The sequence below is a fragment of the Acetobacter musti genome, from assembly GCF_011516835.1.
GTDB classification, from domain to species: domain Bacteria; phylum Pseudomonadota; class Alphaproteobacteria; order Acetobacterales; family Acetobacteraceae; genus Acetobacter; species Acetobacter musti.
Genome location: NZ_WOTB01000059.1, coordinates 1 through 11442 on the forward strand (window position 1 = coordinate 1; position 11442 = coordinate 11442).

General features: G+C 57.1%; 10 protein-coding genes. All 10 read left to right on the forward strand.

All coding sequences use genetic code 11. The features are described from left to right. The first annotated feature begins 251 nt into the window (after positions 1 to 251). Positions 252 to 1274, forward strand: a complete 1023-nt coding sequence (locus GOB93_RS20000; RefSeq protein ID WP_408742426.1) for a sulfate ABC transporter substrate-binding protein — start codon at positions 252 to 254, stop codon at positions 1272 to 1274. Beyond that, entirely contained in the window at positions 1267 to 2142 is an 876-nt protein-coding gene (cysT, locus tag GOB93_RS20005) for a sulfate ABC transporter permease subunit CysT (protein ID WP_173585159.1), read from the forward strand. Before GOB93_RS20000 ends, cysT begins: the two co-directional genes overlap by 8 nt. 32 nt (positions 2143 to 2174) lie before the next feature. Continuing rightward, complete coding sequence (gene cysW / locus GOB93_RS20010) at positions 2175 to 2987, forward strand: sulfate ABC transporter permease subunit CysW (RefSeq protein WP_173585165.1); 813 nt, start codon at positions 2175 to 2177, stop codon at positions 2985 to 2987. After that, positions 2984 to 4087: a sulfate/molybdate ABC transporter ATP-binding protein gene (locus GOB93_RS20015; protein WP_173585160.1), complete on the forward strand. Its 1104-nt coding sequence runs from the start codon at positions 2984 to 2986 to the stop codon at positions 4085 to 4087. Before cysW ends, GOB93_RS20015 begins: the two co-directional genes overlap by 4 nt. A 99-nt stretch (positions 4088 to 4186) precedes the next feature. Further along, positions 4187 to 4549 carry a DUF2849 domain-containing protein gene (locus GOB93_RS20020; protein WP_173585167.1) on the forward strand — a complete coding sequence of 121 codons (363 nt, stop codon included), beginning with the start codon at positions 4187 to 4189 and terminating at the stop codon, positions 4547 to 4549. Continuing rightward, positions 4539 to 6251 (forward strand): nitrite/sulfite reductase, encoded by a 1713-nt coding sequence (locus GOB93_RS20025; RefSeq protein ID WP_242010955.1) that lies wholly within the window; start codon positions 4539 to 4541, stop codon positions 6249 to 6251. The genes GOB93_RS20020 and GOB93_RS20025 overlap by 11 nt, the downstream gene beginning before the upstream one ends. Further along, positions 6238 to 6726: a DUF934 domain-containing protein gene (locus GOB93_RS20030; RefSeq protein ID WP_173585161.1), complete on the forward strand. Its 489-nt coding sequence runs from the start codon at positions 6238 to 6240 to the stop codon at positions 6724 to 6726. The genes GOB93_RS20025 and GOB93_RS20030 overlap by 14 nt, the downstream gene beginning before the upstream one ends. A 521-nt stretch (positions 6727 to 7247) precedes the next feature. After that, positions 7248 to 7883, forward strand: coding sequence for a sorbitol dehydrogenase family protein (locus tag GOB93_RS20035; RefSeq protein WP_173585162.1), 636 nt, complete (start codon positions 7248 to 7250; stop codon positions 7881 to 7883). Between the two features lie 20 nt (positions 7884 to 7903). Beyond that, positions 7904 to 9541, forward strand: coding sequence for a GMC family oxidoreductase (locus GOB93_RS20040; protein WP_173585163.1), 1638 nt, complete (start codon positions 7904 to 7906; stop codon positions 9539 to 9541). Continuing rightward, complete coding sequence (locus tag GOB93_RS20045; RefSeq protein ID WP_173585164.1) at positions 9534 to 10889, forward strand: cytochrome c; 1356 nt, start codon at positions 9534 to 9536, stop codon at positions 10887 to 10889. The genes GOB93_RS20040 and GOB93_RS20045 overlap by 8 nt, the downstream gene beginning before the upstream one ends. Positions 10890 to 11442: the final 553 nt, after the last annotated feature.

Sequence of the window (11442 nt, forward strand, 5' to 3'; positions counted from 1 at the left end):
CCTCAATCAGCGGTTCCCAGATCGCCCATGTCTCATCAGTGAAAGTGCCTGTTCCGTCTCCTTCTTCAATCCATACAATATAGGAAGTATTTTAAGATCTAACAGGCCCTAACCATATCACGAAATTTTATCGTGTTATTATTACTGGATACACCCGGGCTTGCCCCGGTTGCCGCGATATCATATTGTGGATATTCCATTATCACTAATTTTAATAGTGGTATTTTGAACTGAGATTCCGGAGTGTGTCATTGAGTCCGCCTCTGAGCATTTCCCGCCGTGTCTTACTCGGCGGAGGGCTGGCCTGTGCCGGACTCGCAGCATCCGGACAGCAGCGTTCAGCACGAGCGGCGACAGCATTACTGAACGTTTCCTACGACCCGACCCGGGAGTTGTATCACGACATCAACCCGGCCTTTTCTGCCGAACAGGGACAGAATGCTGTCATTGTCCGAACCTCCAATGGTGGCTCCGGCGCTCAGGCGCGCTCTGTTCTGGAGGGCGCACCGGCTGACGTTGTGACACTTGGACTGGCGCGCGACATCGACATGCTGGCACAGCACGGCCTGCTGGCCAGCGACTGGCAAAAGCGACTGCCGCACAATTCCACGCCTTTTACCAGTACGATTGTTTTTCTCGTTCGCAAAGGGAATCCGAAGGAAATCCTGGACTGGCCTGACCTTGTCCGGGACGGAATTCAGGTGGTGACACCTAATCCCAAAACATCCGGAGGCGCACGATGGAATTACCTGGCGGCGTGGGGCTGGGCATTACGTCAGCCAGGGGGGAATGAAAAGACAGCGCGTGCTTATCTGAAGGACCTGTTCATGCATGTTCCCGTCCTCGACGCCGGAGCGCGGGGTGCGACGAACAGCTTCGTGCAACGAGGCATGGGCGACGTTCTGATCGCATGGGAAAATGAAGCGCTTCTTGCGGCGAAAGACCTTGGACCGGAAAAGTTCGATATTGTTGTTCCGAAGCTCACGATCCTGGCTGAGCCGCCCGTAGCGCTGGTCGACAGAAACGTCCGCAGACACGGCACAGAGAATGCCGCTCAGGCCTATCTGAAATTCCTGTATTCGGGGCAGGCTCAGAAAATCGCGGCAACACATTATTTTCGCCCTGTCGACCCGACCGTTGCTGCAGAAAATGCAGACCGGTTTCCCGCAGTGCAGACATTCGATATTGCGAGTCTGGGGGGATGGAAATCAGTGCAGAAAACACATTTCGCCGCAGGCGGCATCTTTGATCAGATTTACAGCAGTAATGACTGAAGTGGCCGATGTGTCCTTTGCGCTGCCTCGGGGACGGCGGCCGGCAGACCCTCTGCCGGGGTTTCGCATTGCTCTGGTCGCGACTCTGTTCTGGACCGGACTGATCGTGGTCCTGCCACTGGCAGCTCTTATTATGCGGCCGTGGCAGGAAGGTATTGGTGCAATGACGGCCGCATTGCAGGATTCGCGAATGTTCGCGGCACTGCGGATCAGTTTTGTCTCGGCATTTATAGCCGCACTGATCGATGTACCACTCGGTGTCATTCTTGCCTGGGCTCTTGTACGGGCACGCCTGCCAGGACGTCGGATCATCGACGCGCTGATTGATCTGCCGTTCGCTATTCCGACAGCAGTGACCGGTATTACACTGGCGACCCTTTACGGACCGCAGGGATGGCTCGGAGCGCCGCTGGCCCATCTGGGAATCAGTATTGCCTATACGGCAACGGGAATTGTTGTGGCGCTGATGTTTGTTGGGCTGCCTTTCATCGTGCGGAGTGTGGAGCCGGTCCTGAGAGATCTGCCACCTGAATTCGAGGAGGCTGCGGGGCTTCTGGGAGCACGGCCACGGCAGGTGGTCACACGTGTCGTGCTTCCTGCCTTGCTCCCGGCGACAGTAACCGGTTTCGGACTTGCTTTCGCGCGGGGCATCGGCGAGTACGGATCTGTAATCTTTATTGCCGGAAATCAGCCATTTCATAGTGAGATCGCACCGCTTCTGATTGTCGTCCGGTTGCAGGAATTCGATTACCCCGGCGCCACATCTATTGCGTTTATTCTGCTGGTCGCATCGTCTCTCTGCCTTATGGGCATCGCCTGGCTGCGGCGACGGGTGGCGCGCGGTATGGTCGCAGGAGCGGCACCGTGAGCACTACGCAATCCTCCCGAAGAGAGGCTGATATCCCTCGCTGGCTTCTGATCGCGGCGACTTACACGATCGTCGGTATCATGCTGATTCTGCCACCGGTTCTGGTCGTGGCTGAAGCTCTTCGTAATGGTTTCGGAACAGCTCTGACCACTCTCGCCGATCCGGACGCGCTGTCGGCAATCCGGCTTACCGTCACGATGACTCTGGCTTCCGTTGTCATCAACACTGTCTTCGGTGTGCTGGCTGCCTGGCTGATTGCCAAATATCGTTTCCCGTTACGTGGCGTTCTGACTGCGCTGATCGAAATGCCGGTGAGCGTCTCTCCCGTCGTAGCCGGTCTGGTCTGGCTTCTGCTGTTCGGAACGCAGGGCTGGTGGGGTCAGGCCCTGGACCGGATCGGCGTTCATATCGCATTTGCGCCTCCCGGCATTTTGCTGGCGACTCTGTTCGTCACCTTTCCTTTTGTCGCACGCACGTTGCTGCCACTTATGGAGCAGCAGGGCCGCGACGATGAAGACGCCGCAATGCTGCTGGGGGCATCGTTCTGGCAGATTCTGTGGCAGGTTACCTTACCGAACGTGCGATGGGCACTTCTGTCGGGAGTATTGCTGACGACTGCGCGGGCAATGGGTGAATTCGGCGCCGTATCGGTGGTGTCTGGCCACATTCCAGGACTGACTGAGACAATGCCGCTGCATATCGAGACCCTTTATAATGGCTACCAGTCAGTCGCCGCTTTCAGCATGGCGACGCTTCTGGCAGCGATGGCGATGGCAACGGTTGGCCTGCGGTCGTTTTTTGAAGCCCGGGCACGCAACGCCGTAATCCATGGACAGGACGCATGAGTGTGCGGATCGAAACACTGGTGCGGCGTGCACCCGGAGCGGCAGAAAAAGTTCTGCTCCGGGGCGTCTCTCTTGACGTTCCGGATGGTGGCTTTGTCGCGCTGGTCGGGCCATCCGGCGCGGGCAAGACGACTCTGTTACGCTCGATTGCCGGCCTGGATGCGCCGGAATCGGGTCACGTCATCATTGATGGACGCGCGGTCGAGGGACTGGCGCCCCGTGAACGCAATGTCGGGTTCGTATTTCAGAACTACGCCCTGTTCCGGCACATGACGGTTGCGAAAAATATTTCCTTCGGACTGGACGTTCTGCCGCGCCGGAAGAGACCGTCAAAGAACGATATCGCGGCACGCGTCACCGAATTGCTGACCCTGATTCAATTACCGGATCTCAGTCAGGCTTATCCCGAACGTCTTTCGGGCGGGCAGCGGCAGCGGGTCGCGCTGGCGCGGGCGCTGGCTACGGGGCCTCGCCTGTTACTGCTCGACGAGCCGTTCGGGGCGCTCGATCCCGTGGTACGACGAACCGTCCGGGCCTGGATCCGATCACTGCACGACCAGCTTGGTCTGACGACCATTCTGGTGACGCATGATCAGGAAGAAGCGCTTGACGTTGCGGATCGGGTAGTCGTGATGCAGGACGGGCAGATCGTCCAGGATGCGGACCCTCAGACACTTGAGCAGGAACCCGCGACACCATTTGTCATGGAGTTTCTTGGGGAATCACTTCGTTTTGAGGGGCAGGTTTCGGCAGGGCGGTTTGTGCCGAACCAGATGAATGTCGAAGCGTTTTCTGTAGCGGGACTGGTTGACGGGCCAGCCACGGCGATGATCCGGCCGCATGAAGCATGCCTTGAAAATACGGGCGCGGACACAACAGTTCATCGGATCGGGGCACGATATGGAATGGCCCGGTTGTCGGTTGATCTTGGCACGCGGATGGTTGAGATTCTCCGGCCGGAAACTGAGGCCGCTACCTTGCCTGCGGCAGGAGTAAGCCTTGTTATTAAGGAAGCAAGGTTATTTCGCGATGGAAAGCTCGCATGGGCAGGCGGCCTCGCCGAAGACCGTCCCGCTCACGATATGGCGGCTCAGATTTAACACAGATAAAACGTGAAATCTGTATCAGACGTTGTAATTGCGGACACGTCATCGTAATTGACATACGACACACCTGATTCAGGGGAATTTATTGTCGTGGTGGACATCAGAAGCAACAGACGCGATGCCGGGGGCCGGAGCGTTATCACTGCTAACCGGCTGCTTGACGGGATTGTTGTGTGGCGCATGAAGGACGGAGCGTGGTGTACGCTGATTTCAGATGCGTCGCTGATTCCGAACGATCAGGTCGAGGCAATTCTGGACAAGGTAAAACCGGAGGCTCAGTCTCAGGGCGTGCTGGGTGTGTACGGCGTGCAGGTGCAGGAAGATGAGGCTGGCCGGACTGTTCCTGTGACGGCGCGTGAACGCATCCGTGCTTTCGGGCCGTCTGTCCATCCGGAATTTTCACCACAGGATTTCGCGGCGGAAAACCGCACCAGGGAGAGCAGCCATGTCGGCTGATACGATGATCCGGGAAGAGGTCGTGCCTGTAAACCGTCAGGTCGGTCTGTATGCTTACGATCAGGTGGACCGGACCTTTCTGCGCGAGCGGATCGACCAGTTTCGCGATCAGGTTGCGCGGCGCGTCTCGGGTGAACTGACCGAGGATGAATTCAAGCCTTTGCGGCTGATGAACGGCCTGTATCTCCAGCTCCACGCCTACATGCTGCGCGTGGCCGTGCCTTACGGAACTCTCGCGTCCCGGCAGGTGCGGGCTCTGGCACGGATTGCGCGCGAATTCGATCGTGGTTACGGACATTTCACCACACGTCAGAATATCCAGTTTAACTGGATCAGACTGGAAGACACGCCTGCCGCACTGGAAGTGCTGGCTGAAGCGGACATGCATGCGATCCAGACCAGCGGCAACTGCATCCGCAATGTCACATCCGATGAGTTCGCAGGAGCCGCTGCGGACGAACTGCTCGATCCGCGCGTACACGCGGAAATTCTGCGGCAATGGTCAACACTGCATCCTGAATTCACCTTTCTGCCGCGCAAATTCAAAATTGCGATTTCCGGCAGTCCTCAGGACCGGGTTGCAGCCCGCTTCCACGACATTGGCCTGATCGCCCGTCCGGGACCGGACGGACGTCCTCTGTTTGAGGTTTTTGTTGGCGGTGGTCTCGGCCGCACGCCGATTGTCGGCACAAAACTGCGCGACGACCTTCCTGAGGAAGATCTTGTCGCCTATCTGGAAGCGATCCTCCGCGTTTATAACGAGTTTGGCCGACGCGATAATATCTATAAGGCCCGTATCAAGATTCTGGTTCAGGCGCTGGGGGCTGAGGATTTCCGTCAGCGCGTCGATACGGAATTTTCGGCAATGGATCGGGCACGCTACCGTCTTGAGCCAGCACTCGTACAGGCGATCCGCGACCGTTTTGGCGTTCCCGCCTTCGAGCCGGAAGGCGATGCTCCGGCTCTTCTGGCGCAGGCGCGGAAAAAGGACAGGGCGTTCGATGCCTGGGTGAGAACCAATACTCACCCGCATCGTGCCCCTGGCTATCTCTCGGTTGTGGTGTCCCTGAAGCCAGCCGGTGGGATACCTGGCGACGCCACCGCAGAACAGCTTGATCTGCTGGCTGATCTCGCAGAGCGCTTCAGCTTTGGTGAACTGCGTGTCACCCATCTGCAGAACGTGGTGCTTGGTCATGTGCGGCAGGACCGGCTTTACGAAGTCTGGCAGGCTCTTTCAGTCGCAGGCCTCGCGACGGCGAATATTGGTTTCATCACAGACATCGTCGCGTGTCCGGGTCTGGATTACTGCGCGCTGGCCAATGCACGGGCGATTCCGATTTCACAGAAGCTGAGTTCGCGTTTCGCCGATCTGGAACTTCAGCGCGAGATCGGTGCTCTGAGGATCAATATTTCTGGCTGCATCAATGCCTGCGGACATCATCATGCTGCCCATATCGGCATTCTCGGCGTCGATAAGCGTGGTGAGGAAGCCTTCCAGCTGACACTTGGCGGGTCTGGTGAGGAAGACGCTTCAATCGGGCAGATTCTCGGTCCGGCAATGAGCGAAGACGATACCGTCGATGCTGTTGCACGCCTGGTTGACTTCTATCTCGTGCGGCGCAACGGAACCGAGCGCTTTCTGGACACCTATCGCCGGATTGGCACCGCCGCATTCAAGGATGTCGTTTATGCTCCTGCTTGAAAACGGTCACCCGGTCACTGACCGCTGGTCTTACGCCACTGAAGGCGAAGCACTCGGAACAGGCCCGGTGATTGTCCCGCTGTCACGCCTGAGCGAAGGACTGGGGCGAAGCGCCGGCGAACTGGGCGTTATGCTTCCGGTGGATGAATCTGTCTCCGTCTTGCGGGGTGCTCTGCCACGCCTCTCTCTCATCGTGATAACATTCCCTGTTTTCCGGGACGGCCGGGCGTTCAGCCAGGCACGCGCGTTGCGGGAGCACCTGCACTTTACACGTGAGATCCGGGCGTCCGGCCATGTCCTGCCAGATCAGTATGAATTCCTCGTGCGCTGTGGCGTAACGACGGTCGAAGTGCCGGACAATACGGACCTTCCTGTCTGGGATCGCGCGTTGCATCAGTTCCGGGTGGCGATGCAGCCCTCCGTCGTGAACGAAAAGCCAACGGGCTTTGGGCTCCGGCGGTTTCTGCCCGCGTAACGCTGGCGGCCTATCCCGATGCAGGCCGGAAAACAGTCCGGCACACAGACGTGGTTCTGGAGCCGGGCACAAATCCCTGCAGGACATAATAACGATACCCTGCTCTTTGCCCGGCATTTCCTGACGGATCGTCTCAGCTGGAGAGGCGCAACAGTGGCGGACTGACCTTTCTCCGATCCGGACATCAGCCATGCTCCGGACGGAGAGCATGGTATAATATTGCTCTGGCAAAAAATTCTTTTCCTGCACGATCCGGACAGAAAAAACCGTCTGCTTTCCAGTAAAACGGTGTTGTTTCTTTGGATTTTACACCTGCAACTGACAGGACTGTCATCAGGAAAAGCCAGTTTCCGGCAGCTTTCAGAGACTTTTCAAATATCAGGTTATCAGATCGTGACCCTGATTTTGTCCGGTTGCTGGTTGCGGATCATACGGTCTCGCTTTACCCCGAATGAAACAGGCTTATCACAGTCTGCATGCCGGAGCATGTCATGCAGATCTCATCATGAAGGGTGTACGGCATGAGAAAGGACCGGGACTGCCAGTCCCTCTCCCTGTGGCAACTCTCTCCAAACGCTATGCGGCTCAGCAGACTTCTGCGCATCTCGCGGCGCGACAGTCTGCTGACCGGTATGAGCGCCGCGCTTCTGGGCGGCGTCGCGCATGCGCGTGCCCAGGACCAGCATAGCGCCAGCCTGCAGACGACGGACCACAGCGAAATCCTGTCACAGTTCATGGCCGTATCACGTCGGCTGACGGATCGGGACACGCTCGATCAGCGGATCGGCGCAGCCCTTTGCAATGGTATTCTGCACGGCAATGCGGATCGGCCGGCCCGGATTCAGGCGCTGTACGCTTTGCTGACAAAGGAAAATTTCGCCAGCGCGTCCGACTACGCGCGCGCGGCCGAGACACAGGACAAAGCGTTTAAGGATGTCATCCACGAGATCATGACCGGGTGGTATCGCGGTGTTGCTGATGGAAAAGTCGTGGTCTACCGGTCCGCACTGATGTTCGACATCACAAAAGATGCTGTTTATCCCAAAACCTATGCAACAGGCGGTCCGTTTTACTGGACGACCCGGCCGCCCGATGTGGCACGTCCGGCCGGTCAGCCCGCCCTGTCTCCGTCAAAATTCGTCGTAGAGCCCACCTGAGAGCGAGATCAGTCAGCCGCATGTCTTCCGAACAGAATCTTTCCGCTGACGTCGTGATTGTCGGATCAGGCGTCGCAGGCAGTTCCATTGCCAACGAACTGGCCCGTGCGGGTATCTCCGTCATTGTGCTGGAAGCCGGCCCCCGTGTGGATCGCCAGCATTTCGTTGAGAATTTTCGCAATCTGGAAAACAAACCGTCCTATCAGGGCCCGTTTCCGGCGGTCCCTTGGGCGCTGCATCCGCCGGATCAGCAGACACCAAACGAGTATCTGCATACTTCCGGCCCGGATGCCGAGGCCTATCAGCAGGTTTATCTGAGAATGATGGGCGGCACGACCTGGCACTGGGCAGGTTGCGCCTGGCGCTATCTGCCATCGGATTTCGAACTGAAAACACGTTACGGTCAGGGCCGTGACTGGGCTCTGAAATACGATGATCTTGAGCCGTTCTACTATCAGGCGGAAGCCATGATGGGGGTATGCGGTCCCGATCCGCTCGTCGAGGATCTCGGCTCTCCCCGCAAACAGCCGTATCCGATGGAAGCTCTGCCGATTTCCTACGCGGCGCAGCAGTTCCGGAAACTGATCACGGAAAAAACTCCCTGGCGCGTCGTGCATGAGCCGCAGGCCCGCAATACGCGTCCTTACGACCGGCGACCGACCTGCGAGGGGCATAACAATTGTATGCCGATCTGTCCGATCGGAGCCATGTATAATGGCAGCTATTCCGTTTATGACGCCGAAGCGGCAGGCGCGACGTTCGTTCCGAACGCTGTCGTATATAAAATCGAGCGGGACAGCGCGAACAAACGCGTTACCGCTGTCCATTACTTCGATCCGGATAAAGGATCACACCGCGTTACCGGGAAATATTTTGTCATTGCGGCACATTGCATCGAGACAGCCAAGCTTCTGCTGGTCTCGGCGGATGAACAGAGTCCCGACGGTATCGCCAACAGTTCCGGTCATGTCGGACGGAATATGATGGACCATACCGGCGTCCAGGTGACCTTCATCAGTGGTGACGACGCATGGTGGCCGGGTCGTGGCCCGCTTGAAACCAATGTGATCGACAACTTCCGCGATGGTCCGTGGCGCAACGAACGCGGAGCCTATCTGGTACATATGGTCGATGACAATCAGGTCGACCTGGCTACTCAGCTCGCCATTTCAAAAGGTTATGTCGGCCGTGAGCTGGAGGAGCAGATCCGCTATCTTGCCTCTCACACAGTGCGCCTGTTCAGCCACAACGAGGGCCTGGCTGATCCCGATAACCGTCTGACGCTGAACAAAACCAGGAAAGACGTCCTCGGCATTCCGCATCCTGATGTCTACTATAAGCTTCCGGATTATACGGTCCGGAGCTGTGAACATACCCGTGATGTCTTTCGTCAGCTTATCGGCCTGATGCATGGTACTGACGAGCAGTGGACGTCCGGTTACTTCCCGCAGGATCACCCTGCCGGAAGTACGATTATGGGTGTGGATCCAAAAGATTCCGTGGTGGACGGACACTGCCGGTCGCATGACCACGACAATCTGTTCATCGCCAGTTCCTCTGTCTTCTCATCAGTCGGGACCGGCAACATTACCCTCACCGTGGCGGCTCTTGCGCTGCGCGTTGCCGACACGCTGAAAAAAGAACTCGTTCATGCCTGATTTCAGAAATATCTTTTACATGTTGCTTGCTGCCGGCACCGTTCTGAGTGGTCCCGTGGCGGGAACGGCTTTCGCGGAAGCTGCAGATCCCGCCCCGGCTGGTCATGGCGTCGCCGCTGAAGGCAACGGGTCCGATGATGAAGCCATACTGGCCCGCGGCGCCTATATTGCGACAGCCGCGGACTGTGTCGCCTGTCATACCGGCAAAGGCGGGAAACCCTTTGCCGGAGGCCTGAAAGTCGGCACGCCCATGGGTGACGTCATTTCAACCAATATTACACCCGATCCGGACCACGGGATCGGCAAATATACTGAACAGCAGTTCGATCAGGCTGTGCGGCACGGCGTTCGGAGTGACGGCTCCTATCTGTATCCCGTCATGCCTTACGTCTCCTACGCCGGCATGACAGATCAGGACGTCAGGGCACTTTATGCCTGGTTCATGCATCGCGTGAAACCGGTCGCGGAAAGTCCTCCTCCGACCTCCCTCGCCTTTCCGGCCAGTCTGCGGTCGTCAATGACGGTCTGGAACATGTTCGCGACGAAGGAAACGCCGGGAACCGGCGATTCCGCTACCTATGACAAACTGAAGAGAGGTGAATATCTGGCCAATGCCCTGGAGCATTGCGGCACCTGCCATACGCCCCGCAATTTCATGCTTGATGAAAAACATGATCGCTATCTCGCGGGCGGACCTCTGAGTGGCTGGTACGCTCCGAACATTACCTCCAGCACGAACAGCGGAATCGGCAACTGGAGTGAAAGTGATCTGATTGCCTATCTCCGTACCGGCCGCGCGCCAGACCGCTCTCAGGCCGCCGGGCCGATGGGGGAAGCTGTCGAACACAGCACCAGCAGGCTGACTGACAGCGATCTGGAAGCGCTCGCCGCCTGGATAAAACAGGTCCCGGCAATGGAGGACGATCTCGAACATAAAGCGCGTGACAGTTTCGGGCAGCCTGCGAATGAGCCTGATATCCGGACCAGCGGGCCGACACGGATCGACGACCTGTCTGAGATGCCGGGTCCACATCTCTATGATGCGAACTGTGCTGCCTGCCATGGACGCAATGGAGCCGGAACCGCGGACCATTATGCGCCGTCCCTTTTCACCAATTCGGCAGTCGGAACCCTGCGTCCCGACAATCTGATCATGGTAGTGCTGAACGGTGTGGACCGGACAGCCGGAAAAACTCATGCGGCAATGCCGGGCTTCGGTGGGCACTCACAGGTCCAGCGCCTGAGTGACGGCGAAATTGCCAGTCTCGTTAATTATGTAATGGCTACTTTTGGCAGCGGCGATCCGCATGTAACGGCAGAAAAGGTTGCGACGTTCCGTGATAAATAATACTGACTTTTCTGGCATCTGACCAGAAACGAAAGCTTACCTGGAACAAACTGCATATACCGTTTACGTCTGCCGGTTCTGTAACCGTCGGCAGACGTAAACGGATTTTTTTGCCCCCTGGACGCCCGGTATCCTGCAGTCGTACCAGTTTTACGCTCCGGATATCTGGTCCCATCTGTTTCATTCAATGTGACGATTCCAGAGTCGCACCGGCGAAGCCTCAACCGCGGGTACGTTAACTCAGGAATCAGGTCCGTTATGCAGAACTGCAACGACATACGGTCCTCCGAAATCCAGTGAAATTCCCTTTTTATTACAAATACATTTCAGATTTATTCTGCACAGATAAAATGCAAAAAGAGAAAAACATAATTCGCTGCAATATCAGGATATTCACCCGAATACAGACAAAAATTAGTCTGAATACAAAACGATATTTCTAAGTGTCTGACCGAAAATGAGTTGAGTGATTTCAGCGGGTTATGATTCATGGGTTTGCGATAACCTGATGAGATCAAGATGGCCTGGACTGAAATCACCCGAGCGCAGTATC